The sequence below is a fragment of the Streptomyces avidinii genome (genome assembly GCF_014650695.1).
Taxonomy (GTDB): Bacteria; Actinomycetota; Actinomycetes; order Streptomycetales; family Streptomycetaceae; genus Streptomyces; species Streptomyces avidinii.
In genome coordinates this window covers 667,814-693,955 of record NZ_BMVL01000001.1, presented here as the reverse complement: position 1 = coordinate 693,955, position 26,142 = coordinate 667,814, and the positions used below count along the sequence as shown (strand labels likewise).

The 26,142-nt window shown below is 71.4% G+C and carries 21 protein-coding genes; 18 read left to right on the top strand and 3 right to left on the bottom strand.

The genetic code is table 11. The annotated features are described in order from the left end of the window. Positions 1-71: 71 nt before the first annotated feature. The 9 genes from IE257_RS03245 (at position 72) to galE (ending at position 13,292) form a co-directional block, all read left to right on the top strand. Positions 72-1,997, top strand: coding sequence for a TIGR03960 family B12-binding radical SAM protein (locus tag IE257_RS03245; RefSeq protein WP_189964326.1), 1,926 nt, complete (start codon positions 72-74; stop codon positions 1,995-1,997). 77 nt (positions 1,998-2,074) lie between these two features. Continuing rightward, entirely contained in the window at positions 2,075-2,878 is an 804-nt protein-coding gene (locus tag IE257_RS03240; protein WP_189964296.1) for a hypothetical protein, read from the top strand. A gap of 127 nt (positions 2,879-3,005) precedes the next feature. Continuing rightward, positions 3,006-3,785, top strand: coding sequence for a TIGR03936 family radical SAM-associated protein (locus IE257_RS03235; protein ID WP_189964787.1), 780 nt, complete (start codon positions 3,006-3,008; stop codon positions 3,783-3,785). A gap of 235 nt (positions 3,786-4,020) precedes the next feature. Then, entirely contained in the window at positions 4,021-8,022 is a 4,002-nt protein-coding gene (locus IE257_RS03230; RefSeq protein WP_189964294.1) for an Rne/Rng family ribonuclease, read from the top strand. Positions 8,023-8,304: 282 nt separating this feature from the next. After that, a complete protein-coding gene (gene rplU / locus IE257_RS03225) occupies positions 8,305-8,625 on the top strand; it encodes a 50S ribosomal protein L21 (RefSeq protein WP_030384677.1) in 321 nt (106 codons plus the stop codon). A gap of 13 nt (positions 8,626-8,638) precedes the next feature. Then, a complete protein-coding gene (rpmA, locus tag IE257_RS03220) occupies positions 8,639-8,893 on the top strand; it encodes a 50S ribosomal protein L27 (protein WP_112446573.1) in 255 nt (84 codons plus the stop codon). 169 nt (positions 8,894-9,062) lie between these two features. Further along, a complete protein-coding gene (obgE, locus tag IE257_RS03215; RefSeq protein ID WP_189964291.1) occupies positions 9,063-10,508 on the top strand; it encodes a GTPase ObgE in 1,446 nt (481 codons plus the stop codon). A gap of 70 nt (positions 10,509-10,578) precedes the next feature. Next, entirely contained in the window at positions 10,579-12,195 is a 1,617-nt protein-coding gene (locus IE257_RS03210; protein WP_189964288.1) for a glycosyltransferase family 2 protein, read from the top strand. A gap of 83 nt (positions 12,196-12,278) precedes the next feature. Then, on the top strand, positions 12,279-13,292 hold the full coding sequence (gene galE, locus IE257_RS03205; RefSeq protein ID WP_189964286.1) for a UDP-glucose 4-epimerase GalE: 1,014 nt from the start codon (positions 12,279-12,281) through the stop codon (positions 13,290-13,292). Positions 13,293-13,366: 74 nt separating this feature from the next. Here the strand turns inward: galE and IE257_RS03200 are convergent, their stop codons facing one another. Continuing rightward, positions 13,367-14,539, bottom strand: coding sequence for a glycosyltransferase (locus IE257_RS03200; RefSeq protein WP_189964284.1), 1,173 nt, complete (start codon positions 14,537-14,539; stop codon positions 13,367-13,369). Beyond that, positions 14,536-17,415, bottom strand: a complete 2,880-nt coding sequence (locus IE257_RS03195) for a bifunctional glycosyltransferase/CDP-glycerol:glycerophosphate glycerophosphotransferase (protein WP_189964281.1) — start codon at positions 17,413-17,415, stop codon at positions 14,536-14,538. The genes IE257_RS03200 and IE257_RS03195 overlap by 4 nt, the downstream gene beginning before the upstream one ends. A 189-nt stretch (positions 17,416-17,604) precedes the next feature. Between IE257_RS03195 and IE257_RS03190 the strand changes: the two genes are divergently transcribed. The 7 genes from IE257_RS03190 to IE257_RS03160 all read left to right on the top strand — a co-directional run bounded on the left by IE257_RS03190 (position 17,605) and on the right by IE257_RS03160 (position 24,079). Then, a complete protein-coding gene (locus tag IE257_RS03190) occupies positions 17,605-18,603 on the top strand; it encodes a glycosyltransferase family 2 protein (RefSeq protein ID WP_189964279.1) in 999 nt (332 codons plus the stop codon). Further along, the gene (locus IE257_RS03185) at positions 18,600-19,031 is read left to right on the top strand and encodes a GtrA family protein (RefSeq protein ID WP_189964277.1); all 432 of its coding nucleotides are present in this window, start codon (positions 18,600-18,602) and stop codon (positions 19,029-19,031) included. Before IE257_RS03190 ends, IE257_RS03185 begins: the two co-directional genes overlap by 4 nt. Before the next feature lie 79 nt (positions 19,032-19,110). Continuing rightward, positions 19,111-20,238 (top strand): glutamate 5-kinase, encoded by a 1,128-nt coding sequence (gene proB / locus IE257_RS03180; protein ID WP_189964274.1) that lies wholly within the window; start codon positions 19,111-19,113, stop codon positions 20,236-20,238. An 88-nt stretch (positions 20,239-20,326) separates the two neighbouring features. Then, on the top strand, positions 20,327-20,743 hold the full coding sequence (locus IE257_RS03175; protein ID WP_229920077.1) for a DUF8830 family protein: 417 nt from the start codon (positions 20,327-20,329) through the stop codon (positions 20,741-20,743). Positions 20,744-20,958: 215 nt separating this feature from the next. Continuing rightward, positions 20,959-22,236 carry a glutamate-5-semialdehyde dehydrogenase gene (locus tag IE257_RS03170; RefSeq protein WP_189964272.1) on the top strand — a complete coding sequence of 426 codons (1,278 nt, stop codon included), beginning with the start codon at positions 20,959-20,961 and terminating at the stop codon, positions 22,234-22,236. A 77-nt stretch (positions 22,237-22,313) separates the two neighbouring features. Beyond that, positions 22,314-22,865, top strand: coding sequence for an SCO2584 family spore wall biosynthesis protein (locus tag IE257_RS03165; protein ID WP_189964269.1), 552 nt, complete (start codon positions 22,314-22,316; stop codon positions 22,863-22,865). Positions 22,866-22,933: 68 nt separating this feature from the next. After that, positions 22,934-24,079 (top strand): SCO2583 family membrane protein, encoded by a 1,146-nt coding sequence (locus IE257_RS03160; RefSeq protein WP_189964266.1) that lies wholly within the window; start codon positions 22,934-22,936, stop codon positions 24,077-24,079. Here IE257_RS03160 and IE257_RS03155 read toward each other — a convergent pair. Further along, positions 24,063-25,157 carry a M48 family metallopeptidase gene (locus tag IE257_RS03155; RefSeq protein WP_189964261.1) on the bottom strand — a complete coding sequence of 365 codons (1,095 nt, stop codon included), beginning with the start codon at positions 25,155-25,157 and terminating at the stop codon, positions 24,063-24,065. The two genes, IE257_RS03160 and IE257_RS03155, sit on opposite strands and share 17 nt — an antisense overlap. 140 nt (positions 25,158-25,297) lie before the next feature. Between IE257_RS03155 and IE257_RS03150 the strand changes: the two genes are divergently transcribed. Together IE257_RS03150 and nadD are read left to right on the top strand one after the other, a co-directional pair. Beyond that, positions 25,298-25,465: a hypothetical protein gene (locus IE257_RS03150; RefSeq protein WP_184791954.1), complete on the top strand. Its 168-nt coding sequence runs from the start codon at positions 25,298-25,300 to the stop codon at positions 25,463-25,465. A gap of 56 nt (positions 25,466-25,521) precedes the next feature. Continuing rightward, on the top strand, positions 25,522-26,139 hold the full coding sequence (gene nadD / locus IE257_RS03145; protein ID WP_030008626.1) for a nicotinate-nucleotide adenylyltransferase: 618 nt from the start codon (positions 25,522-25,524) through the stop codon (positions 26,137-26,139). Positions 26,140-26,142: the final 3 nt, after the last annotated feature.

Here is a 26,142-nt window from a genome sequence, read left to right as displayed (position 1 = left end):
CATGTGGGTGGGGGTGGCCGAGCCTCGGGGTACGCTTGAGAGCTGCCCCCTGCCCGCTTCACGAAAGTCGCGTGATGACCGAGTCGGTCTTCCCTCAGCTTGAGGCCCTGCTTCCGCATGTGCAGAAGCCCATCCAGTACGTCGGCGGTGAACTCAACTCCACGGTCAAGGAGTGGGACAGCTGCGACGTCCGCTGGGCGCTCATGTACCCGGACGCGTACGAAGTCGGGCTGCCCAACCAGGGCGTCATGATCCTTTACGAGGTGCTCAACGAGCGCGAGGGCGTCCTCGCCGAGCGCACCTACAGCGTGTGGCCGGACCTCGAAGAACTGATGCGCGAGCACAAGGTGCCGCAGTTCACCGTGGACAGCCACCGCCCGGTCTCCGCCTTCGACGTGTTCGGCCTGTCCTTCTCCACGGAGCTGGGCTACACCAACATGCTCACGGCCCTGGACCTCGCCGGCATCCCCCTGGAGGCCCGCAACCGCACCGTCGACCACCCGATCGTCCTCGCGGGCGGCCACGCGGCCTTCAACCCCGAGCCGATCGCGGAGTTCATCGACTGCGCGGTCATCGGCGACGGCGAGCAGGCCGTCCTCGACATGACCGAGATCATCCGCACCTGGAAGGCCGAGGGGCGGCCGGGCGGGCGCGAGGAAGTACTGCTGCGCCTGGCGAAGACCGGCAACGTCTACGTGCCGGGCTTCTACGACGTCGAGTACCTGCCGGACGGCCGCATCGGCCGTGTCGTGCCCAACCGCTCCGGCGTGCCGTGGCGCGTGTCCAAGCACACGGTCATGGACCTCGACGAGTGGCCCTACCCCAAGCAGCCCCTGGTCCCGCTCGCCGAGACCGTCCACGAGCGCATGTCCGTGGAGATCTTCCGCGGCTGCACCCGCGGCTGCCGTTTCTGCCAGGCCGGCATGATCACGCGCCCCGTGCGGGAGCGAAGCATCACCGGCATCGGCGAAATGGTGGAGAAGGGCCTGAAGGCCACCGGCTTCGAGGAGGTCGGTCTCCTCTCCCTGTCCTCCGCGGACCACACGGAGATCGCCGACATCGCCAAGGGCCTCGCCGACCGCTACACGGACGACAAGGTGGGCCTGTCCCTCCCGTCGACCCGTGTGGACGCGTTCAACGTGGACCTGGCCAACGAGCTGACCCGCAACGGACGCCGCTCCGGCCTGACCTTCGCCCCCGAGGGCGGCTCCGAGCGCATGCGCAAGGTCATCAACAAGATGGTCTCCGAAGAGGACCTGATCCGGACCGTCTCCACCGCCTACGGCAACGGCTGGCGCCAGGTGAAGCTGTACTTCATGTGCGGCCTGCCCACCGAGACCGACGAGGACGTCCTGCAGATCGGCGACATGGCGGTCAACGTCATCGCCAAGGGACGTGAGGTCTCCGGCCAGAACGACATCCGCTGCACGGTGTCCATCGGCGGATTCGTGCCGAAGCCGCACACCCCCTTCCAGTGGGCCCCGCAGCTGTCGGCCGAGGAGACGGACGCCCGCCTGGGCAAGCTCCGCGACAAGATCCGCGGCGACAAGAAGTACGGCCGCTCCATCGGCTTCCGCTACCACGACGGCAAGCCGGGCATCGTCGAGGGCCTCCTCTCGCGCGGTGACCGCCGCATCGGCGACGTCATCCGCGCCGTGTACGAGTCGGGCGGCCGCTTCGACGGCTGGCGCGAGCACTTCAGCTACGACCGCTGGATGGAGGCGGCCGAGAAGACGCTGCCCGCCTACGGCGTGGACGTGGCCTGGTACACGACCCGCGAGCGCACCTACGAAGAGGTCCTGCCCTGGGACCACCTGGACTCCGGCCTCGACAAGGACTGGCTCTGGGAGGACTGGCAGGACGCCCTCGACGAGACCGAGGTCGACGACTGCCGCTGGACCCCCTGCTTCGACTGCGGCGTCTGTCCCCAGATGCAGACCGAGATCCAGATCGGCCCGACCGGCAAGAAGCTGCTGCCGCTGTCCGTCGTGAAGTGACCGGTTCCATCCGCTGATCCGCAGGTGAAGGGCCCCCGACTGCAACGGTCGGGGGCCCTTCCTGCGTCCTGTGTCCCATGAACACCGAGACGTCGCAGCCCGCCCCCGGAGGTGAGGGCTGCCTGGTCGGGGCCCTCCGGATCCCCGTGAAGATCGTGGCGCTGCTGGTCGTACTGCCCGTACGGGTGGTCTGGGACCTGCTCACCGCCCTCGGGCGGCTGCTCCACCGCTACGTGCTCAAGCCCGTGCTGACCCACCTCGTGGAACCGGTGCTGCGCGCCCTGGGGTGGCTGGTGACCACGCTGGTCAAGGTCGTTTTCGTCTGGCCCTGGGTCGGACTGTGGCGCTACGTCCTGCGCCCGGTGGGCTCGTGGCTCTACGCCCGCCTCCTCGCTCCGATCGGGCGGGTGCTGTACGTGTACGTCCTGCGCCCGCTGGCCCTCGTGACCTGGCGGTACGTCCTCGTTCCGGCCGGGCGGGCCCTGATATGGCTGGCCGAGGCGATCCACCGGTACCTGCTCCTGCCGCTCCACCGGTACGTCCTCACCCCGCTCGGCAAGGCCCTCGCCCGGGCCTGGCACGTGGCCGGGCTCATCACCGGAGCGCTGTGGCGGGCCGTGAAGTGGAGCGGCCGGGTACTGATCGGATGGCCGGCCGCGCAGGTGTACCGGTACGTCCTGACACCGGCCGGACATCTCGTGCGCGCGGTGTGGCGGCCGGTCCGCGACACCGTCCGGGAGGTCCGCGCCGAGGTCCGCCGCGCACTGTTCGGTACTCCTCCCGTGGAACCGACGAGGTCACGGGCGCGTACTCTGGGTAGTACGACAGCCGCAGGCAACACGCCCGCTCCCGAGATCTCCCTCCACGAACGGCAGGGGTGAGCCGGAAGCAGGGCGGCGCCCGCCGGCCCCACAGACGCTCAGGGCGACGCGCGAGCCGCGGAGCCCCGCACAAGGAGAAGAACCACTGGGCAAGCGACAGCCCGAAGGCCCGCCTCCCGCACCGGTGGTGCAGCGCATCCGACTGCGCTACACCAAGCGCGGCCGCCTCCGGTTCACCAGTCACCGCGACTTCCAGCGCGCCTTCGAGCGGGCCCTGCGCCGCGCCGAGGTGCCCATGGCGTACTCGGCAGGCTTCACCCCGCACCCGCGCGTCTCGTACGCGAACGCCGCCCCGACCGGGACCGGCAGCGAGGCGGAGTACCTGGAGATCGCCCTCGCCGAGCCCCGCGACCCCGAGAAGCTCCGTGAGCTGCTCGACGAGTCGATGCCGACCGGGCTCGACATCATCGACGCCGTCGAGGCCCGCACCTCGGGCCTCGCCGACCGGCTGACCGCCTCCGTGTGGGAGCTGCGCCTGGACGGCGTGGAGCCCACGGAGGCCGAGCGGGCCGTGACGGCGTTCCTCGCCGCCGAAACCGTGGAGGTGCAGCGCCGGACCAAGAACGGCATGCGGACCTTCGACACGCGTGGCGCGGTCGTCAGCCTGGAAGCCCTTCCCGCCCCGGCTGATAGGCCGCTGGACAATGCTTGTGCGATACTGCGCCTGGTTGTTCGGCATCTGACACCTGCCGTGCGACCCGACGACGTCCTGTCCGGTCTCCGAGCTGTGGCCGACCTGGCGCCGCCGGTCCCCTCTGCGGTGACCAGGCTGGCGCAGGGGCTCTTCGACGAGGAGTCCGGCACGGTGACCGACCCGCTCGCGCCCGACCGCGAGGCTGACACGGCCGCCCCACCCACGGCCGCCGTAGCAGCCGACGCGAAGGCGCCGGAAGGTCCCGCCGCGTAGGGATCGTCGTCGTCGCGCAGCCCTGGTACTCGGGAGCCACCTGGGTCGGGCCGCGCACTGACCTGAAGACTTCCGCCAGGCCGTACGGACAACACGTACGGAACCGGCGGCCATGGACTACAGCTCCCGTGTGGCGAACGCGCCCCGGAGGCCGGTTCCGCGCTCATTACGCGGAGCCGTGCCGGACCGGAAGTCAGCCGCGGCGCCCGGGAGCGTGACGGGAGAACCGCCCGCAATGCTCAACAACGAAAATGACACCACCCCTGCCGGCAGCGCCGACAACGGCAGCCCCAGCGACAACCTGCCGCCGCGCCGTCGCCGCCGTGCCGCTTCCCGGCCCGCCGGTCCGCCCGGTGGGGCCGTCGCGGAGACCGCCCCGGTGACGGAGGCCGCACCGGCCGCCCCCGCCGAAGAGGCCGCTCCGGCAGCCGCCCCCGCTCGTCCCCGCCGCCGCGCGACCCGCGCCGTGGCCGCTCCGGTGACCCCGGCTGCCGAGGCCGTCGTCGAGACCCCGGCCGCCGAGCCCGCGCCGGTCGCCGAGGAGGCTCCGGCCGCTCCGGCTCCGCGTACCCGCCGCCGTGCCACCCGCGCCGTGGCCGCCCCGGAGGCCCCGGTCGCCGAGGCCGAGCCCGCGCCGGTCGTGGAGGAGGCCGCGGCTGCTCCGGCTCCGCGTGCCCGTCGTCGCGCCACTCGGGCCGTTGCGGCTCCGGCTGCCGAGGCTGCTGCTGTGGTCGAGGCCCCGGCCGCCGAGGCCGAGCCCGCGCCGGTTGTCGAGGAGGCTGCGGCTGCTCCGGCTCCGCGTGCCCGTCGTCGCGCCACTCGGGCCGTTGCGGCTCCGGCTGCCGAGGCTGCTGCTGTGGTCGAGGCCCCGGCCGCCGAGGCCGAGCCCGCGCCGGTCGTGGAGGAGGCTGCGGCTGCTCCGGCTCCGCGTGCCCGTCGTCGCGCCACTCGCGCCGTTGCGGCTCCGGCTGCCGAGGCCGCTGCTGTGGTCGAGACCCCGGCCGCCGAGGCCGAGCCGGTCGTCGAGGAGGCCCCCAAGGCCACCGCCCGCACGTTCACCGTGGCCGACGCCCTGGACTCCCCGAAGCGCGGCGGCCGCCGCCGCGCCACCCGCTCCACCACCGCACCGGCCGCCCCCGCGCAGCCCGCCGCGGCCGCCGAGGCCGAGGCGCCCGCCGCCCCGGCCCGCGCCCGCCGTGCCGCGCGTCCCGCCGTGGCCGTCTTCCAGGCCCCGGTCTTCGCCGAGCCGATGTTCCAGACCCCGGAGACCGCCGCCATGGCCGCCGCGGCCGCCCGCGCCGCCGCCCCGGCCGAGGAGGTCGAAGAGGAGGAGCTCACCGAGGTCACCGCCGAGACCGAGGCCCCGGCCGCGCAGCCCGCCGGCCGCCGCCGTCGCCGTGGTCGCGGCGCCGCCGAGGCCGCTCCGGTCGCCGAGACCGCTCCCGTCTCCCTTCCCGAGGTGCTCGCGGAGGAGGAGCCGGAGGCCGAGGCCGCCGAGCTCGACGAGGAGTTCGACGAGGGCGACGAGTCGGGCGAGCGCCCGTCGCGCCGTCGCCGTCGCGGAGGCCGTCGTCGCCGCCGCGGTGAGGCCGCCGACCTCGACGAGTCCGCCGAGGAGGAGACCGAGACCGCCGAGCGCGACGCCGCCGATCAGGAGGGCGAGGAGGAAGAGGACGAGGACGCCGAAGAGGCCCTCGGCTCCAGCTCCAGCCGCCGTCGTCGTCGTCGTCGCCGCCGCAGTGGCGAGAGCTCTTCCGAGGCTGCCGAAGCGGGCGACGAGGACGGCGTCCGTACCGTCGTCAAGGTCCGCGAGCCGCGCCCGGCGCGCGAGAAGGCCGAACCCGGTTCGAGCGCCGACGAGGTCCAGTCCATCAAGGGCTCGACCCGCCTGGAGGCGAAGAAGCAGCGCCGCCGCGAGGGCCGCGAGCAGGGCCGCCGCCGCGTCCCGATCATCACCGAGGCCGAGTTCCTGGCCCGCCGTGAGGCCGTCGAGCGCGTGATGGTCGTCCGCCAGGCCGGCGAGCGCACCCAGATCGGCGTCCTTGAGGACAACGTGCTCGTCGAGCACTACGTCAACAAGGAAGAGGCCACGTCGTACGTCGGCAACGTCTACCTGGGCAAGGTCCAGAACGTGCTGCCGTCGATGGAGGCCGCCTTCATCGACATCGGCAAGGGCCGCAACGCCGTCCTGTACGCCGGTGAGGTCAACTTCGAGGCGCTCGGCATGGCCAACGGGCCGCGCCGCATCGAGTCCGCCCTCAAGTCCGGCCAGTCGGTCCTGGTGCAGGTCACCAAGGACCCGATCGGCCACAAGGGCGCCCGCCTGACCAGCCAGGTCTCGCTGCCCGGCCGCTACCTGGTCTACGTGCCCGAGGGCTCGATGACCGGCATCAGCCGCAAGCTGCCCGACACCGAGCGCGCGCGTCTGAAGACCATCCTCAAGAAGATCGTCCCCGAGGACGCGGGCGTCATCGTGCGCACCGCCGCCGAGGGCGCGAGCGAGGACGAGCTGCGCCGCGACGTCGAGCGTCTGCAGGCCCAGTGGGAGGACATCCAGAAGAAGTCGAAGCAGATCTCGACCTCTTCGCCGAGCCTGCTGTACGGCGAGCCGGACATGACCGTCCGCGTCGTGCGCGACATCTTCAACGAGGACTTCTCGAAGGTCATCGTCAGCGGTGACGGCGCCTGGGAGACCATCCACGGCTACGTGAACCACGTGGCCCCGGACCTGGCCGACCGGCTGTCCCGCTGGACCTCCGAGGTCGACGTCTTCGCGACGTACCGGATCGACGAGCAGCTCGCCAAGGCGCTCGACCGCAAGGTGTGGCTGCCCTCGGGCGGCTCGCTTGTGATCGACAAGACCGAGGCGATGATCGTCATCGACGTCAACACCGGCAAGTTCACCGGTCAGGGCGGCAACCTCGAGGAGACCGTCACCAGGAACAACCTGGAGGCGGCCGAGGAGATCGTGCGCCAGCTGCGGCTGCGCGACCTGGGCGGCATCGTCGTCATCGACTTCATCGACATGGTCCTGGAGTCCAACCGCGACCTGGTCCTGCGGCGCATGCTGGAGTGCCTGGGCCGCGACCGTACGAAGCACCAGGTGGCCGAGGTCACCTCGCTGGGCCTGGTCCAGATGACCCGCAAGCGGGTGGGCCAGGGTCTGCTGGAGTCCTTCTCCGAGACCTGCGTCCACTGCAACGGCCGCGGTGTCATCGTGCACATGGAGACCCCGACCGCGGTCGGCGGCGGTGGCAACGGCAAGCGCTCCAAGCGCCGCGGTGGCCGCGCCGACTTCGACCAGCACGACCACGAGGTCGAGACCGTCGACACGGAGGGCTTCGAGTCCGAGGCCGAGGTGGCCGCCGAGGCCGCCGCGCCGCGGGCCCTGCCCGAGCCGGAGTTCGTCGCGGACGAGGAGCTCTACAGCAGCCCGGCCGAGGCCGAGGCCGCCGCGGGCATCAGCGGCCGCCGCAACCGGCGCCGTGCCACCCGCAAGGCCACCGCTCCGGCGGGTGCCCCGCGCGGTGCGGTCGCTCCGGCGCAGGCCCCGGCCCCCGTGGTCGAGGCCGAGCCGGTGATCGAGCCCGCCGACACGGTGCTGGAGCCGGCCGCCGAGGTCGTCTCCGAAGCCGTGGAGGCCTCGGAGGTCGTCGCGGAGGTCGTGGCCGAAGCGGTGACCGAGGAAGCCGCGCCGAAGGGCCGTACCCGTCGCCGGGCGACCCGTAAGGCCACTGCCCCGGCCGGCGCCCCGGCGCCCGCGGTCGAGGTGGCCCCGGAGCCGGAGCCGGTCGTCGTGCCGGAGCCGGAGCCGGTCGTCGAGCCCGAGCCCGTCGCCGTCGCCGAGGTCGAGGAGGCCCCCGTCGCGGAGGCCGCTCCGGCCCGTCCGCGCCGCCGTGCCACCCGCAAGGCCACCGCACCCGCCGGTTCCCCGGCCGGGTCGGCGGAGGCCGCCGTGGTGGTCGTGGAGGCCCCGGCGACCGAGGCCGAGACGCCGGCCGAGGAGGCCGCACCGGTCGAGGAGGCCGCACCGGCCAAGAAGACCGCCAGGAAGGCTGCGGCCAAGAAGGCGCCCGCCGCGAAGAAGGCTCCGGCCAAGAAGGCGGCGGCCGCCAAGAAGACCGTGGCCAAGAAGGCGGCCACGACCAAGAAGACCGCGGCGAAGCGGACGACGAAGAAGACCGCGGCGGCGGAGCAGCAGACGCTGCCCTCCGTCTCGGCTCCGACCGAGGCCTGATTCACCGCTGAGTGACACAGCGGCCGTGGGCCCCGCCGAACGGCGGGGCCCACGGCCGTGCGGGGCCCGGTTTGCTCCTACGGGACCGGCCCCGTAACCTAGACCGTCGGCGTGTTTTAGCGCGCGCCGCGCTCCTGAGCACCTTCCTCACGCCGTACGCGCAAGCGTCGTGCGAGAGAGGCCGCTCGTCCAATCCGGATCAGCGTGGTCCCGTCCTTGAGGCGGGTTCCGTCTGAGCGGCTGGCTTCAGGAGCATCCGTCCCGAGTGAGAGAGAGATCCGCGTGTACGCCATCGTGCGCAGCGGTGGTCGCCAGCACAAGGTTGCTGTTGGTGACATCGTTGAGGTTGACAAGATTTCCACTGCCAAGGTTGGCGACACGGTCGAGCTCTCGACCCTGCTCGTTGTCGACGGCGAAGCCGTGACCAGCGACCCGTGGGTCCTGGCCGGTATCAAGGTCACGGCCGAGATTGTGGACCACCACAAGGGCGCCAAGATCGACATCCTGCGCTACAAGAACAAGACCGGCTACCGCCGTCGCCAGGGTCACCGCCAGCAGTACACGGCGATCAAGGTCACCGGTATCCCCGCGGCTGCGAAGTAAGAGGGACTGAGACATGGCACACAAGAAGGGCGCATCGTCCACCCGGAACGGGCGCGACTCCAATGCCCAGCGGCTCGGCGTGAAGCGCTTCGGCGGTCAGGTCGTTTCCGCTGGTGAGATCCTCGTCCGCCAGCGCGGCACCCACTTCCACCCGGGTTCGGGTGTCGGTCGTGGTGGCGACGACACGCTGTTCGCGCTGCTGGCCGGTTCGGTCCAGTTCGGCACGCACCGTGGCCGCAAGGTCGTCAACATCGTTCCGGCCGCCTGATCCAGCTTCGGCTGATCGAGCGTTCGTAACTTCCCGAGGGCGGATCTCAGCTCTTTCCGGCGCAAGCCGGGAAGAGAGGTCCGCCCTCGGCGCGTTGTCATACAGACCACGTTTTAATGGGCAGCAAGGCCTGCCCGGGACATTCCCGTATGTATCTGGAGGAACACCCATGACCACCTTCGTGGACCGCGTCGAGCTGCACGTCGCCGCGGGTAACGGGGGCCACGGCTGCGCCTCCGTTCACCGGGAGAAGTTCAAGCCGCTCGGCGGCCCCGACGGCGGCAACGGCGGCCGTGGCGGCGACGTCATCCTGGTGGTGGAGCAGGCGATCACGACCCTGCTGGACTACCACCACAGCCCCCACCGCAAGGCCACCAACGGCAAGCCCGGCGAGGGCGGCAACCGCTCCGGCAAGGACGGCCAGGACCTGGTCCTGCCCGTACCGGACGGCACCGTCGTCCTCGACAAGGAGGGCAACGTCCTCGCCGACCTCGTCGGCCAGGGCACCACCTACGTCGCCGCCGAGGGCGGCCGCGGCGGCCTCGGCAATGCCGCGCTCTCCTCCGCCCGCCGCAAGGCCCCCGGCTTCGCGCTCCTCGGCGTCCCCGGCACCACCGGCGACGTCGTCCTGGAGCTCAAGACCGTCGCCGACGTGGCGCTAGTCGGCTTCCCGAGCGCCGGCAAGTCCTCGCTGATCTCGGTGCTCTCCTCGGCCAAGCCGAAGATCGCGGACTACCCGTTCACCACCCTCGTCCCGAACCTGGGCGTCGTCACCGCCGGCTCCACGGTCTACACGATCGCGGACGTCCCGGGCCTGATCCCCGGCGCCAGCCAGGGCCGTGGCCTGGGCCTGGAGTTCCTGCGCCACGTCGAGCGCTGCTCGGTGCTGGTGCACGTCCTGGACACCGCCACGCTGGAGTCCGACCGCGACCCGATCGCCGACCTCGACGTCATCGAGGAGGAGCTGAGGCTCTACGGCGGCGGCCTGGAGAAGCGTCCGCGCCTCGTCGTCCTCAACAAGGTCGACATCCCGGACGGCCAGGAGCTCGCCGACATGGTCCGCCCGGACCTGGAGGCCCGCGGCTACAAGGTCTTCGAGGTCTCCGCGGTCGCCCGTACCGGTCTGAAGGAGCTCTCCTACTTCCTCGCCGAGGTCATCGCCAAGGCCCGCGCCCGCAAGCCGAAGGAGGAGGCGACCCGCATCGTCATCCGTCCGAAGGCCGTGGACGACGCCGGCTTCACCGTCACCTACGACGAGGTCGAGGACGTCTACAAGGTGCGCGGCGAGAAGCCGGAGCGCTGGGTCCGCCAGACCGACTTCAACAACGACGAGGCCGTCGGCTACCTGGCCGACCGCCTCAACCGCCTCGGCGTCGAGGAGGCGCTCAAGAAGGCCGGCGCCCGCGCCGGTGACGGCGTGGCCATCGGCTCCGACGAGAACGCGGTCGTCTTCGACTGGGAGCCGACCATGATGGCCGGTGCCGAGATGCTGGGCCGCCGCGGCGAGGACCACCGTCTGGAGGCTCCGCGCCCGGCCACCACGCGCCGCAAGGAGAAGGACGCCAAGCGCGGGGACTCGGCGCAGCAGGAGTACGACGAATTCCGGCCGTTCTGAGCCCCTCCCGAGGGACGTGTGCCCGGAAGGTTTGAAGGCGCCTTTACATCGGTCGCCTAGGATCTTCCGGGTGAACAGCAGCAACCCCCCCACGGTTTCCGTCGTGGTCATCGCGTACAACGACGCCGGGCTCGTGGGCGAGGCCGTTTCCTCGGCCCTCGCCCAGGGTCCGGTGGTCGCCGAGGTCATCGCGGTGAACGACGCCTCGTCCGACGGCACCGCGCGGGTGCTGGACGAACTGGCCGCCGTCCACCCCCGCCTCAAGGTGGTGCACCGGACGGAGAACAGCGGGGGGTGCGGCACCCCGCGCAACGACGGGATCGCGGCCGCATCCGGCCGCTACGTCCTCTTCCTCGACAGCGACGACATCCTGCCACCGGGAGCGGCCGACGCCCTGGTGCGCACCGCCGAGGAGCACGGCGCCCCGGTCACCGTCGGAGCGGCGGTGCGGCGCGAGCTGCCCCAGCACCACGACGTCCCGTGGATGCCCGGACTCCATACGCCGGGCGATGTCATCGAGCGGCCGGTGGACCGGCCCGATCTCGTCCGCGACACCCTCTGCGTCAACAAGCTGTACGCGCGCTCCTTCCTCCAGGATCACGGCCTGCGCTTCCCCGACGGCCGGTTCGTCTACGAGGACTTCGTCTTCACCGCCCGCGTGCTCGCCGCGGCTCCCCGCATCGCGGTCACCGGCGACCTCGTCTACGTCTGGCACGTGCGGCGCAGCGCCGCCCAGGTGTCGATCTCCCTGGACCGCAAGGACGTCGGGAACTGGCGCGCCCGCATCGAGGCCCACCGCACCGCCGCCGGGATCCTCGAAGAGGCCGCCCCCGTGCTGGGCAGTGCCTGCCGGGTGAAGTTCCTGGAGTACGACCTGCGCATGTACCTGCGCGAGCTCGGCCGCGACCCCGAGTACCAGGCCGCCTGGTGGACCCTGACCCGCGAGTACCTCGACACCTTCCCCGAGGCCGACATCGAGTCCGCTGCGGCCCACGCCCGCTGGATCGTGTCCGTGCTGCGCGCCACGCCGACCCCGCCCGCCGACGTCGAGCGGCTCACCCGGCTGGCCGCCGAACCGCCGCGGCTGCTGCCCCCGTACGCGACCGGCCCCACCGGCGCGCCCGTGTGGAGCGAGGAGCTCCCGGTGGAGCTGGCGGACCTGCCCGTGCTGCCGGTCGCCGAACTGCCCGTCACGGTCGACGCCGAACCGGCCGGCCGCGGTGCCGTCCGGATCCGCGTGCACGACCTGTACGGGCGCCTCGCCGAGGCCGGGCCCGTCACCGCCCAGCTGAGCTTCCTGCCCCGGGCGGGCGGCGACCCGGTCCTCGCGCAGCCGGTACCGCTGCAGCCCGACCGCAGCGGCGGCTGGATCGCCGTACTGCCGTTCCGCCTGGCCGATCTGGCCGTCACGGGCCGCCGCCAGGGGCTGCGCAGGATGCAGGCGTGGAACGTGGGGGTGGGCGTGCGGTGCACCGACGGGAGCTCGGTGTTCACCTCCCTGCGCCCCCAGGGCCGACTGCTTCGCCGTCGGGCGCTGCCCAGCAGCCGGTACGGTGTTCTGCTGGCGCAGCCCTACCGGACGGGGGCCGGCGCCCTCGCGCTGCGCCTCGCGCCCGGCGCCGAGGGCGCGCTGTACCTCGTACGCAACCGCATCCACCGGGCCCGGGCGGGCCGCGGGGCGGGCTGACGGCCCGGGGCGGGTCCCGCAGGAAGCCCTTGCGGAAGGCCGTGCCCCTCATCCCGAAGTCGGACAGGACCAAGGAGATACACATGACGTTTCTGATCACCGGTGGCGCCGGGTACATCGGCGCGCACGTCGTCCGCGCGATGCTGCTCGCGGGGGAGGAGGTCGTCGTCCTCGACGACCTCTCCACGGGCAACGAGGACCGCGTGCCGGAAGGCGTCGGGCTGGTGGTCGGATCCGTCCTCGACCGGCTGGTCGTGGACGAGGTCATCCGCAAGCACAAGATCACCGGCGTGGTGCACCTCGCGGGCAAGAAGCAGGTCGGCGAGTCCGTCGAGAAGCCGATGCACTACTACCACGAGAACGTGCAGGGCCTCGCCGTCCTGCTCCAGGCCGTGGCCGACGCGGGCATCCGCAACTTCCTCTTCTCCTCCTCCGCCTCCGTCTACGGCATGCCCGACGTGGACCTGGTCACCGAGGACACCCCGTGCGCGCCGCTGAGCCCCTACGGCGAGACCAAGCTGGCCGGCGAGTGGCTGGTGCGCGCCGCGGGCCGGGCGCACGGCATCTCCACCGCCTGCCTGCGCTACTTCAACGTGGCGGGCGCCGCGACCCCCGAACTTGCCGACACCGGCGTCTTCAACCTGGTTCCGATGGTCTTCGAGCGTTACGACGCCGGCCAGGGCGCCAAGATCTTCGGTGACGACTACCCGACCCCGGACGGCACCTGCATCCGCGACTACATCCACGTCGAGGACCTCGCGGAGGCCCACGTGGCGGCCGCCCGCAAGCTCGCCGAGTGGGGCGCGGCCGGCGAGTACAGGGACCTGACCGTCAACATCGGGCGCGGCGAGGGCGTCTCGGTCGCCGAGATGGTCGCCCTCATGAACGAGAGCACCGGGCACGACATCGCCCCTGTGATCAGCCCGCGCCGCCCCGGCGACCCGGCGAAGGTCGTGGCCTCGGCCGACCGGATCACCAGCGAGCTCGGCTGGAAGGCCCGGCACGACGTCCGCGAGATGATCACCTCCGCCTGGGCGGGCTGGCAGGCCAACAAGGTGGCCCGCAAGGACGCCCACCGGGACGTCCACAAGCCCTGATCCGCACTGCACACCACGGCCCGCCCCGGAGGTTCCCGGGGCGGGCCGTGGCGTAGCTGCCGTGGAGGGCGCGGTCAGCGCTCCAGGAAGGAGAACAGCTCCTCCCACCGGTCGGTGATCTCGGCGCTGGAGTAACGCTGCACGGAACGGAAGGCGTTGTCCCCGAGCCGGTCGCGCAGCTCGCGGTCGGCCATCATCGCGCGCAGGTGCCCGGCCAGCTCCATCGTGTTGCCCAGCCGGGCCAGCAGCCCGTCCTCACCGTGCTCGACGATCTCCCGTACACCCGGTGCGCAGTCGAAGGCGGCAGCCGGCACGCCCGCCGCCATCGCCTCCAGCAGCGTGATCGGGAAGCCCTCGGCCCGTGAGGCCTGGGCGAAGACCGAGGCGCCGCGCAGCGCGCCCAGCACATCGTCGGTGCTGCCCATCCACTCCACGGAGTCGTCCAGGCCCAGCGAGGTGCAGTGCGCCTTCAGCGTCGCCTCCTCCACGCCCGCCCCGTAGATCCTCAGGGTCCAGTCGGGGTGGTGCGGTGAGACGTCCGCCCAGGTGTCGAGCAGCAGGTCGACACCCTTCTCGAAGGCGAGGCGGCCGACGCTCGCCACGACCTTCTCCGTGCGCGGGGCGGGGGAGTCGGGCATGAAGGGCAGCGGGTTCGGCATGCTGCCGACGTTCTCCATGCCCGCCCGGATCCACAGGTCCGCGTCCTCGGCGGTCAGCACCAGCAGCCGGTCGACCTGCGGGTAGAAGCGGCGTACCCGCTCCCCGCGGGTGGACTTCTGGCTGGCCTCGAACGACTCGTGGCTCATCCCGATGACGGAGAGTCCCTTGGTGTCGGCGAGTGCCACCCACTCCATCGCCCAGACCTGGGTGACGATGACCACACCGCCGGGCCGGGCCGCGCGCAGCAGCTCGCTCAGCTGCTCGGCCTTGACCCGCATCTTCGCCCGCCGGGCCGCCTGGCGGCGCCGCTCGGGCGCGTTCAGCCGGCCCTTGATCCCGCGCAGCCGGCGGGCCGACGGCGGGTGGGCCTCGTAGAGCGTCGTCATCTCGTACGGCAGGCCCTGCGGCAGCTTCTGGCGGATCTCCTCGGCGACCGGGGCGATGCCGACGATGTGCACGCGGTGGCCGCGGTCGGTGAACTGCCGGGCCATCTGGTGCGACCAGGTGGTCACGCCGCCGATCTCGTCGACGTTGTTGGAGACGATGAAGATGTCACGGCCGCCCGGGGTGGCGGTCTGCTGGCTCACTTGCCGCTCCTGGTGAAGAACTTCTCTACGATCTGGCGGGCCGCGTCCCCGCGGTCGTACTCGCCGAACTCGGCGAGGAAACGCTCCCGCGCCTGGGCGTACTTGGCGTCGGCCTCCTCGAAGGCGGCGAGCGCCTGCAGGAGTTCGTCCGCCGTGGCCACCACCGGGCCCGGGGCCTTCTCCTTCAGGTCGAAGTACGTGCCGCGGATGTCGGTGGCGTACTTCTCGTAGTCGTACGCGAAGAACAGCATCGGCCGGTCCAGGACCGCGTAGTCGAACATCACGGACGAGTAGTCGGTGATCAGACCGTCGGCGAGGGCCAGCAGCGGGGTGATGTCGTGGTGCCGGGACACGTCGACGACCCGGCCCGCGACCGACGGCGGCAGCGAGACGCTGTTGAGGTAGTGGGTCCGCACCAGCAGCGTGAAGCGGTCGCCGAGCCGGTCCGCGAACTCCTCCACGTCGAAGGGGAAGGTGAAGCCCTCCACCGCGCCGTCCGCGCCCGCCCGGAAGGTCGGCGCGTACAGCAGCACCTTCTTGTCCGGGTCGATGCCGAGCTCCACGGCCAGCGGTCCGCGTACCCGCTCACCGCTGTCCGCCTCGGTCCGGTACGCCTCGACGAGGGCGTCGTTGCGCGGGTAGCCCGTGCGCAGCAGCACCTCGTCGCGCAGCCGGAAGCCCTTGGCGAGGGTGCGGGTGTCGTGCTCGGAGCGGATCAGGAAGTGGTCGAAGCGGTCGACGGCCGCCTGGAAGCGGGCCTGGCCGGCCCGGCCCTGGGCCTTGGTCCGGGGCTCGTGGAAGCCCATCCGCTTGAGCGCCGAGCCGTGCCAGGTCTGGATGTACGTGGTCCCCGGGCGCTTGGCGAGCGCGAGCGGGAAGCCCTGGTTGTCGACCCAGTACTCGGCCTGGGCCAGGGCGCGCAGATACTGCCAGCTCCAGCGCCTGACCAGGGTGGCCTCCTTGGGGAAGCCGGTGGGCCTGGCACCCGCGTACGACCAGATCGCCTCGAACGGCGCGCCCTGGCGCACCATCTCCTCGTAGATCGCCTTGGGGCTGTCGCTGTACTGCTTGCCCATGTGGCTCTCGAAGACGACCGTGCCCTTCTTGATCGGCAGCTTCGAGAAGATCTCGTGGTAGACCTTCACCTTCTGCTCGCCGGAGCCCAGGTTCCGGCGGGCCCGCAGTGCCTTGCGCAGGCCCCGCTTGACCACGCCGGCCGCCTTGCCCTGTATGGCGTTGTTGATCAGCGACTGGGTGCGGACGGCGGCGGCGCCCTCGGCGCTCAGCACGTAGCTGAGGTTGCCCTTCTTGGTCATCTCGGGCCCGAAGCGGTCGGATACCAGCCGGGTCAGCCGCGGGCGCACGCGCAGCCGGGCAGCCGACTCCAGGTCGACCCCGCCGATCGCGACGCGGGTGGTGATCCGCTCGCCGCCGGCGGTCAGCTTGAGCCGGACGTCCCAGACGGCGTCGATGATGCCGAGCGGGCGGACGGTGCTCGCGATGTCGGCGGTGCCGGTCCACTCGATCGTGTCACCGGCGTGGCGCACGGTTGCCACGGGGAAGCCGAAGGACCGTACGCCGATCTGCCGGCGGGCCCGGAACTCCAGGGTCGCCTTCAGCTCCGCGTCGGCCGGGATCCGGCCCAGCGGGTTCACGAGGGAGCCGGACATGGTGACGGTGCCCCGGCCGTCGTCCTCGTAGGAGGTGAGGCGGTTGCCCAGGGTGAGGGAGGTGAGCGGGGTGGTGTGGAACGCCTGCTCGGTGACGTCCAGTATCCGGCGCGCTTCGTCGCCGTCGGGACCGTCGATGTGCTGCGCGCACCAGTAGACGCGGCCGTCGCGCTCGGCGAGCGGGGAGGTGAGCCGGCCCTTGTTGGTCATCGCGTCGGCGGCCGGGAGCAGGTTGTCCCAGTCCTCCTTGCCCAGCAGGTAGGCGCAGATCGCCTGGAGGTACGTGACGTTCTCGTACGCAGCCGGATCGATCCCCGCAAGGTAGCCGTTGGCGAGGCGGGCGAACTCCTGGCGGTACTCGTCGCTCAGCAGCGGCAGGTCGCGCAGGTGCAGCACGAGGTCGTGCTTGAGGAACTTGGCGTCCTTCGCGGACTTGATGTCCGTGTGGCCCTTCTCGGCCAGCAGGCGGTCGACGCGGCGGTGGATCTCCATCCGATGGACGAAGTTCGCGATCTCGTGGCGCCGGTTGCTGATCGACAGGGCCGCAGCCTTCTCGACCACGTTCCAGAAGTAGACGTGGTTCGGGATCAGCGTGATGCGGCGGGCGGCCACGTAGGCCTGCGCCGAGAACAGCAGGTCCTCGTAGTGGATGCCGACCGGGAACTCCAGGCCCTGCTCCAGCAGGAACTCGCGCCGGTAGCACTTGTTCGTGGAGAGGGTGTCGTAGACCAGCAGGTCGGGGAACTCGGTGATCGATTCCAGCGTGCGGGTGCGGGAGTAGATCCAGGGGTACCACTCGGTGGTCTTGCCCCACCTGTTGTCGAGGTGCACGCGTACGCACATGCCCGCGACCAGGTCGGAGCCGGTCCGCTCGGCGGCGTCCAGCATGTTCCGGCAGGCGTTGCGCTCCAGCACGTCGTCGCTGTCGAGGAACATCACGTACGTTCCGGTGGCCTGCTGGATGCCGTGGTTGCGGGGCGCACCGCAGCCGCCGCTGTTCTCCGGCAGCTGGAAGGCGCGCACTCTCCCCGGATGCGTGGACTCCAGTTCCTGGGCGACCGCGTACGAGCGGTCCTTGCTGCAGTCGTCGACGATCACGACTTCGACACTGTGCAGGGTCTGGTCCAGAACCGACTGGACTGCTGTCGGCAGACGCTCTGCGTCGTTGTAGACGATGACGACCACGGAGACGTCGGGCACGTGCACCTCGATCCCTTCGTTTCGTTACGTTGAGCTCAATCCGATTCCGCTTATCTCGTCAAAGCTACCGTGTGCCGCCCTCGGCTCCGGCAGCCCGACTCCCGCCCGACCCTCGCCGTGCATACTTCTAAGGAAGAGGTGAGAGGCGGGTCCGGTCGCCGACAATCACCCGTTCGGACCCAGCAGGAAGTGTTCATGACGAAGCTGTCCGTAGTTGTCCCTTGCTACAACGAAGAAGCCGTCATCGACAGCTTCGACGTGGAGATCCGAAGGGTTCTGGACGCCCTCCCCGTCGAGTACGAGGTCTGCTACGTCGACGACGGAAGCCGCGACGGCACCCTCGGCAAGCTCCGGAAGATCGCCGCCGAGTACGGCGACCAGACCCGGTACGTCTCCTTCAGCCGCAACTTCGGCAAGGAGGCCGGCATGCTCGCCGGCCTGCGCGAGGCCACCGGCGACGCCGTCGTCATCATGGACGCGGACCTCCAGCACCCGCCGGAGCTCATCGCGACCATGCTGGAGCACTACCGGCAGGGCCACGACCAGATCATCGCCCGCCGCACGCGCGAGGGTGACAAAAAACTCCGCTCCGCCCTCAGCAGCCTCTACTACCGCGGCGTCAACCGCTGGGTCGACGTGGAGCTCACCGACGGCGTCGGCGACTTTCGCATGCTCTCCCGCCCGGCCGTGGACGCCCTGCTGTCGCTGCCGGAGTACAACCGCTTCTCCAAGGGGCTGTTCTCCTGGATCGGCTTCGACACCGTCCACTTCGACTACCGCAACGCGCAGCGCGAGGCCGGCGAGACGAAGTGGAAGTTCGGCTCCCTGCTGAACTACGGCATGGACGGCCTGATCTCCTTCAACAACAGGCCGCTGCGGATCGGGATCTGGTTCGGCGTGTCGTTGGTCGCCCTGACCGGCCTGTACGCGCTGTGGATCACGATCATGGCGATCACCAACGGCGTCGAGTCCCCCGGATACGTCACCCTTGTGGCCATCATCACGGGCCTGGGCGGCGTACAGCTGATCATGCTGGGCCTGATCGGGGAGTACATCGGCCGTATCTACTACGAGACCAAGCGCAGGCCGCACTTCCTGGTGAAGGAGTCGCACGGCGCGCAGCCGCTGCCGCGGACCGGGCCGGCGGCCGCCCCGGCCGAGGAGCCGACGATCGTGGAGCGCAGCACCCGATGAGCCGCAGGGACCAGCTCGGCCAGATCTTCCGCTTCGCCCTCGTGGGCGGGATCAACACCGGCACCTTCTTCGGCATCTACCTGCTCCTGCACCCGTGGATGCCGTACTTCGCCGCCTACTCGCTGGCCTTCGTCCTGGCGATGATCGGCTCGTTCTTCATGAACACCTACTTCACCTACCGGACCCGGCCGACCTGGAAGAAGTTCCTCCTCTTCCCGCTGACGAACGTCACCAACTACGTCATCCAGTCCGCCGGCCTCTACGCCCTGGTGACCTGGGCCGGGATGGACACCCGGATCGCCCCGCTGGTCGCCGCCGTCGTGGCCATCCCCTTCACCTTCCTGCTGTCCCGCAAGATCCTCGTGCCGGGCGCCGCCCGGGCCGAAGAGGCCCAGCAGGTGGGAGCAGGGGCCTCGTCCAGGGGCTGAAACCCCCGAGCAGCCCCGCGCGCCCACCCCGTAGATTGAGACGGCAGGCATTTTGGGCAACAGGGGCAAGGGGACAGACGTGTCAGCGGCTAGGCAAGGTGTCGTGGACGCCCGCAGGATCGTGGTCAAGGTCGGCTCCTCCTCCCTGACCACCGCGGCCGGCGGACTCGACGCCGACCGGGTGGACGCGCTGGTCGACGTCCTCGCCAAGGCCCGCAGCGGGGGAGAGAAGGAGATCGTCCTCGTCTCCAGCGGAGCCATCGCCGCCGGACTCTCGCCGCTCGGCCTGCGCCGGCGCCCGAAGGACCTGGCCCGGCAGCAGGCGGCCGCGAGCGTCGGGCAGGGCCTGCTCGTCGCCCGCTACACCGCTTCCTTCGCCCGGTACGGCGTCCGCGTCGGCCAAGTGCTCCTCACCACCGACGACACCAGCCGCCGCGCCCATTACCGCAACGCCTACCGCACCCTCGACCAGCTGCTCGCCATGGGCGCCCTGCCCGTCGTCAACGAGAACGACACTGTCGCCACGGACGAGATCCGGTTCGGCGACAACGACCGGCTCGCGGCGCTCGTCGCCCACCTGGTCCGGGCCGACCTCCTCGTGCTCCTCTCGGACGTGGACGGCCTCTACGACGGAGACCCGTCCCAGCCCGGCACCACGCGCATCGAAGAGGTCCGCGGACCCGAGGACATCGCACACGTCTCCATCGGCAGCGCCGGCAAGGCGGGCGTCGGCACCGGCGGCATGGTCACCAAGGTCGAGGCCGCCCGGATCGCGGCCGCCGCCGGGATCCCCGTGGTACTGACCTCCGCGAGCCAGGCCGCCGACGCCCTCGCCGGACGGGGCACCGGCACGCTGTTCCACGCCACGGGGCGCCGCTCGGCGGACCGGCTGCTCTGGCTCCAGCACGCGTCGACCCCCCAGGGGCACCTCGTCCTGGACGACGGCGCGGTCCGCGCCGTCACCGAACGCGGCAGCTCGCTCCTCCCGGCCGGCATCGCCGCGGTCGAGGGCGACTTCGTCGCGGGGGACCCGGTGGAACTGCGCGCGGCCGACGGCCGTGCCGTCGCCCGGGGCCTGGTCAACTTCGACGCCAAGGAGCTCCCGCAGCTCCTCGGCCGCTCCACTCGCGAGCTCGCGCGGGAACTCGGACCCGCGTACGAGCGGGAGGTCGTCCACCGGGACGATCTGGTCCTGCTGGAGGGCTGAGGTTCGCCAAAAGCGCAGCGCGGCGGCCCGTGGACTGGTCAACTGTGAAGGGCGGGCGGACCCGCGTGGCGGAGACAGGAGGCGGCTGGTGAGGCGAGCGCTGACCAGCGTCGGCACGGGGGACGGTGACGGCGGCGGTGGTGGTGGCGAGGAGCAGGATCACGCGTCGCGCCTGTGGCACGTGACCCTGAGCGTCTCCGGCAAGCCGGCCCCGCTCTCCGAGGTGCGGCGCGGGCTGGAACAACTGGCCCACGACCACCCCTTCCTGCTGACCAGCCGCTACGCCGACGACCACGCGGAGATCCGCTACTGGGAAGAGGCCCGTGACCTCCACGACGCGGCGGCCGTCGCCCTGCGCCTGTGGGGCGAACACCGCTCCTCGGCGCAGCTCCCGCCCTGGGAGATCGTCGGCCTTGAGGTCATCGACCGCGCGACCTACCACCAGCGTGTGGCAGAGGGCTACGGCCCGCCCCCGGCCCACCCGGTAGGCGTGCACCCGTACTGAACGCGGCCCGCGCCTCCGGCCCGCCGGCATCTTTCAGCCCGTCCGGCGATTGAGGACCGGGTCCGGGCAGAGCCCGGGAAACGGCGAAAGGGCGGGGCGGGGAGAACAGCCCGCGCAGCGCCCCCACCCCCGCCCGGCCAGGGCAACGGCCGGAGACCGTCTCGCGGGGTGGAAGCCCGGCGGACCGGGCCGGACCGGGGACTACCCTGGGCGGCATGACCTCGCTCGATGCCGCAACCTCGCCCGTCCTCGCCACCGCGCAGCGGTCCCGTTCCGCCGCCGCCGCCATCGCCCCGCTCCCGCGGTCCGCCAAGGACATCGCCCTGCTGGCGATCGCGGACGCGCTGGAGGCGCGTACGGTCGAGATCATCGCCGCCAACGCCGTGGACACGGACAGGGCCCGCGCCGCCGGCACGAGCGAGACCGTCATCGACCGCCTCACCCTCACCTCCGAGCGCGTCGCCGCCATCGCCTCCGACGTACGCGACGTCGCCGCCCTCCCCGACCCCGTCGGCGAGGTCGTCCGCGGCAACACCCTCCCCAACGGCATCGACCTCCGCCAGATCCGCGTCCCGCTCGGCGTCGTCGGCATCATCTACGAGGCCCGCCCCAACGTCACCGTCGACGCCGCCGCCCTCTGCCTCAAGTCCGGGAACGCGGTCCTCCTGCGCGGCAGTTCCTCCGCCTACTCCTCCAACACCGCTCTCGTCACCATCCTGCGGGACGCAATCGAGAGCGTCGGCCTGCCCGCCGACGCGATCCAGCTCGTCCCGGGCGAGTCCCGCGAGTCCGTCCGCGAGCTGATGCGCGCCCGCGGCCTCGTGGACGTGCTCATCCCGCGCGGCGGCGCCTCCCTCATCAAGACCGTGGTCGAGGAATCCACCGTCCCCGTCATCGAGACCGGTACCGGCAACTGCCACGTCTACGTCGACGCCCAGGCCGACCTGGACATGGCGGTGGACATCCTCATCAACTCCAAGGCCCAGCGACCCTCCGTCTGCAATTCCGCCGAGACGCTCCTCGTCCACCGGGACATCGCCGACGCCTTCCTGCCGCGCGCGCTCGACGCGCTCGCCGAGGCGGGCGTCACCGTCCACGGCGACGCCCACGTCCTCGCCGCCGCCGAGGGCAGCAAGGTCAGCGCGCTGCCCGTCACGGACGAGGACTGGGCCGCCGAGTACCTGTCCTACGACATCGCCGCCGGAGTCGTGGACTCCCTCGACGACGCCGTCACCCACATCCGCCGCTGGACCTCCGGTCACACCGAGGCGATCGTCACCACCTCGCAGGCCGCCGCACGCCGCTTCACCCAGCTGGTCGACTCGACCACGGTCGCCGTGAATGCATCCACTCGGTTCACGGACGGTGGACAGTTCGGGTTCGGCGCCGAGATCGGCATCTCCACCCAAAAGCTGCACGCCAGGGGCCCGATGGGGCTTCCCGAGCTGACCTCCACCAAGTACATCGTCACCGGTGACGGTCACATTCGGTAGTCACCCTCTGAGCGCGGTGTGGCCGAAATTCGGCGGACACCCTGCCCAAGGCGGCCCCCCAGGTCTAGGCTGGTCCTGTGCCGGACGACGTGGGGGGCAAGCCGTTCCCGGACGACGGGGAGCCCGACGACGACCGCGGAGGCGCGGAGTACGACTTCGCCTCCGTGGTGTTCGACGAGGACTTCGTCCGGAACGCCGAGATCCGTGAACCGAGCGCCGCCGAGCGACAGCGGGCGGCGGACCGGGCGCGCGCGGAGGCCGAGGCGGCCCGCGCGGTCGCCGGCGGCTGGACCGGCGACGACGACTACGACAGCTACGGTTACGGCCATCCCGACGGCTACGACGACCACGGCTGGGACCACGACGACCGGGGCCACGGATACCCGGACGGCCCGTACGGGGCCTACGGCGGCAGCCTGCGCCCGTACCGCGGACGTGCGCCCTGGCTGCGCCCGGTCGCCTGGGTGCTCGCTTTCGTGATGGGCCTCGGCATGGTCGCCCTCGCCTTCAGCGCCGTCTACCGCAGCGCCTCGGGCGAGGCGGACCCCGCTCCGGCGCCCGCCAGCACCCCCAGGGGTGAAGTCACCGGCGTCGGCGCGTTTACGTACCCCTCCGTTCGCCAACCCTGAAGGTACGACCCCACTCGCGTACGCCGGAGCCGGGGGCTTCTCTGAAGCGGGGACAGCGGGGAGAAGCGATGGCCGTGCCAGGAGATCCACCCAACAGCACCCCCGAGGGCATGGGCGGGGGCGACGACGAATTCCGGTCGGACGAGTACCGATCGGTGGTGTTCGACGAGGACTTCGTCCGGGCTGCCCGGCTGCAGGAGTACTCGGCGCAGGAACGCATGGGCGAACACGCCCGCGCGGTACGCACCCGTTCCGTCTGGTCCGGCGGCGGCTCCGCCTCCCGGACCAGCACCCCCGGCCGCGGTGCCCGGCAGGGCATGCTCCTGGTGCTGCTCATCGCCTCGGCCTTCGCCGCCGCCGTCTACATGGGCCTGCGCAACCCGTACCAGCCCCCGCCCGGCACCGCCGCCCAGCCGCTCACCAGCACCGTGGTCCCGCTCGCGCCGACCACCGACGTGCCCGGCGGACGGCCCGCCGACCTGTACGCGAGCAGCCCCGCCGCCGACTACCGGGTCGGGGCGGCCGGGATCGCCCTGCCCGCCGTGCGCCGCACGCACCACTTCACCGACACCCAGGTCGTCACCGCACTGTCGATCGCCAAGGACTACCTGGTGCAGTCCTCGCTGGACCCCGACATCCTGGCCGGAGCGGCCACCCGCCCGGTGCGCGTCCTGCTCGACCCCGACCAGCTCGCGCAGTTCGACCGCAGCATGACCTCGCCCTCCGGCGACGGCCGTCACGCAGCCACCGGCTGGCTGGTCCGCTTCGACCAGGCCACCGCCGTCGTGGCCGACTCCCGGGTCCGGGTGAGCGGCACGCTCGCCTTCGAGGAGGTGGCCCCGGACCTGCTGGAGGTCACCACCGACCACACCTTCGTGTACGCCGTACGGCCGGCCACCGGAGCACCGGCCGCGGCCGACGGGGCCTCGCTCTTCACCGTCCGGCGGGAGCTGCGGCTGCGCTTCGACCGGGACGACCTGGGGGCCCGGCGCCTGGAGCTGGCCTCGGCCTACGTGATGGCCGGCCCGCAGGACTGCTCCGCCGACCCGGCAGGGGCCTTCCGCCCGCTCCTGGCGGGCGCCGCCCCGACCACGGTGGGCCCGGCCGCGAGCGACCCGTACGCCAGCGGCCAGCCGCGGCGCACGGCCGGGCTGTGCGGCGTACTGGCCCCGCCCGCGACCCCGCAGGCCCCTCCGGTCAGCCCTGCTCCGTAGCCCCGCCCTTGCCCTCGGGCCCGGCGGCGGTACCGGTCCCGGATCCGCCCGCGGCAGCCGCGCCGGTGAACTTGTCGCGGAGCCTGCCGCCCAGGTCGCCCGCGCCGCCCGCGATGTCGCCCACCAGCTTCAGCAGCGGGTCCTTGCTGGTGCGCACCGTGTCGGCGTAGTGAGCGGCGGACTGCCGGAAGGAGTCCGTCACCGAGGTGTCCTTGTCGTCCTCGCGCCGCGGGTAGTGGCCGTCCATGATCCGCTGGTGGTCGCGGCTCTCCGCCCACTTCTTCAGCTCGGCCGCCCGCACCGTCGTGAAGGGGTGCGTCCGGGGCAGCAGATTGAGGATCTTCAGCACGGAGTCGCGCAGATCGCCGGCCGACTCGTACTCCTCGGCCTGGGCCAGGAAGGCGTCCACGTTCATCTCGTGGAGGTGGTTGCCGCCCGCGATCTTCATCAGGCCCCGCATCGAGGCCTGCACGTCCTGTCCCACCAGCAGCCCGGCCCGGTCGGCCGAGAGCTCCGACTTGCGGAACCACTCCCGCAGCGCGGTCACGATGGTCATGATCGCCACATTGCCCAGCGGGATCCACGCGACCTTCATCGCCAGGTTGGTCAGGAACAGCAGGATCGTGCGGTAGACCGCGTGCCCCGACAGCGCGTGGCCCACCTCGTGGCCCACCACCGCCCGCATCTCCTCCTCGTCGAGGAGCTCGACGAGGCCCGTGGTCACCACGATGATCGGCTCGTCCAGCCCGATGCACATGGCATTGGGATTCGGGTCCTGCTGCACATACATCTGCGGGACCTTCTCCAGGTCCAGGATGTAACAGGCGTCCCGCAGCATCGCGTGCAGGTGCGGGAACTGCGTCTCGCCCACCCGCACCGACTCCGACAGGAACAGCAGCCGAAGGCTCCGCTCCGGAAGCAGCCCGCTCAGGGCCTTGAACACTGTGTCGAAGCCGCTCAGCTTGCGCAGCGCCACCAGCGCGGAACGGTCCGCCGGATGCTCGTACGCCCGTGACGAGATGCCGGGGAACCTCCGGCGGTCCCGCGCCGGTACCTTCTCGAAGCCTGTTTCCGTCATAGCGCCCTCCCCTGGATGGACCTGCTCGACCCTGCGTCTATCCTCTCCAACGCCTGAGTCGGCGTGAGCGTGCCCCAGGCCCCCGCATACGATGTGAGCGAAGTCTCCGCCCGCTCCCCGACTCGATAGGTACCTGCCTGATGAGCCTCGCCTCCACCGCCCACAACCTGGTCGTCCTCGCCTCGGAGGGGGCCGAGCAGCACGGCGGCAACCACGACAGCCTGAACCCGTACCTGACCGGCGGTGGCGCCTTCGTCATCCTGATGCTGATGCTCTGGGTCACCACGCGCCTGAACCGCGACCGCTGAGTCCCGCCGAGACCGCCGGGACCGCTTCGTCCGCCGGGCCAGTAGGCTCTGCGCTCATGGGAGAGCAGGAGATGCCTACCGGTCCGGTCAAGCGCCGGCTCGGCGTGATGGGCGGGACATTCGACCCGATCCATCACGGACACCTGGTGGCCGCCAGCGAGGTGGCCGCCCTTTTCCACCTCGACGAGGTGATGTTCGTGCCGACCGGCGAGCCGTGGCAGAAGTCCCAGCGGGCCGTTTCGCCGGCCGAGGACCGCTACCTGATGACGGTCATCGCCACGGCCTCGAACCCGCAGTTCTCGGTGAGCCGCATCGACATCGACCGCGGTGGGCCGACGTACACCATCGACACCCTGCGGGACCTGAAGGCGCAGAACGACGACGCCGACCTGTTCTTCATCACCGGTGCCGACGCGCTCGCGCAGATCCTGACCTGGCGCAACGCCGAAGAGCTCTTCTCGCTCTCCCACTTCATCGGAGTCACCCGGCCGGGCCACGTGCTCACCGACGACGGGCTCCCGGAAGGCGGTGTTTCCCTGGTGGAGGTTCCCGCACTCGCGATCTCGTCCACCGACTGCCGTGCGAGGGTCGCCCAGGGGGATCCTGTCTGGTACCTGGTGCCGGACGGCGTGGTGCGCTACATCGACAAGCGTGAGCTGTACCGGGGAGCCTGAGCT

Bases quoted from the DNA above. Each gene is read 5' to 3' on its own strand.
- IE257_RS03240 (WP_189964296.1), top strand. From the start codon at position 2,075: ATGAACACCGAGACGTCGCAGCCCGCCCCCGGAGGTGAGGGCTGCCTG.
- IE257_RS03230 (WP_189964294.1), top strand. From the start codon at position 4,021: ATGCTCAACAACGAAAATGACACCACCCCTGCCGGCAGCGCCGACAAC.
- rpmA (WP_112446573.1), top strand. From the start codon at position 8,639: ATGGCACACAAGAAGGGCGCATCGTCCACCCGGAACGGGCGCGACTCC.
- obgE (WP_189964291.1), top strand. From the start codon at position 9,063: ATGACCACCTTCGTGGACCGCGTCGAGCTGCACGTCGCCGCGGGTAAC.
- galE (WP_189964286.1), top strand. From the start codon at position 12,279: ATGACGTTTCTGATCACCGGTGGCGCCGGGTACATCGGCGCGCACGTC.
- IE257_RS03190 (WP_189964279.1), top strand. From the start codon at position 17,605: ATGACGAAGCTGTCCGTAGTTGTCCCTTGCTACAACGAAGAAGCCGTC.
- IE257_RS03185 (WP_189964277.1), top strand. From the start codon at position 18,600: ATGAGCCGCAGGGACCAGCTCGGCCAGATCTTCCGCTTCGCCCTCGTG.
- IE257_RS03170 (WP_189964272.1), top strand. From the start codon at position 20,959: ATGACCTCGCTCGATGCCGCAACCTCGCCCGTCCTCGCCACCGCGCAG.
- IE257_RS03160 (WP_189964266.1), top strand. From the start codon at position 22,934: ATGGCCGTGCCAGGAGATCCACCCAACAGCACCCCCGAGGGCATGGGC.
- IE257_RS03155 (WP_189964261.1), bottom strand. From the start codon at position 25,157: ATGACGGAAACAGGCTTCGAGAAGGTACCGGCGCGGGACCGCCGGAGG.
- IE257_RS03150 (WP_184791954.1), top strand. From the start codon at position 25,298: ATGAGCCTCGCCTCCACCGCCCACAACCTGGTCGTCCTCGCCTCGGAG.
- nadD (WP_030008626.1), top strand. From the start codon at position 25,522: ATGGGAGAGCAGGAGATGCCTACCGGTCCGGTCAAGCGCCGGCTCGGC.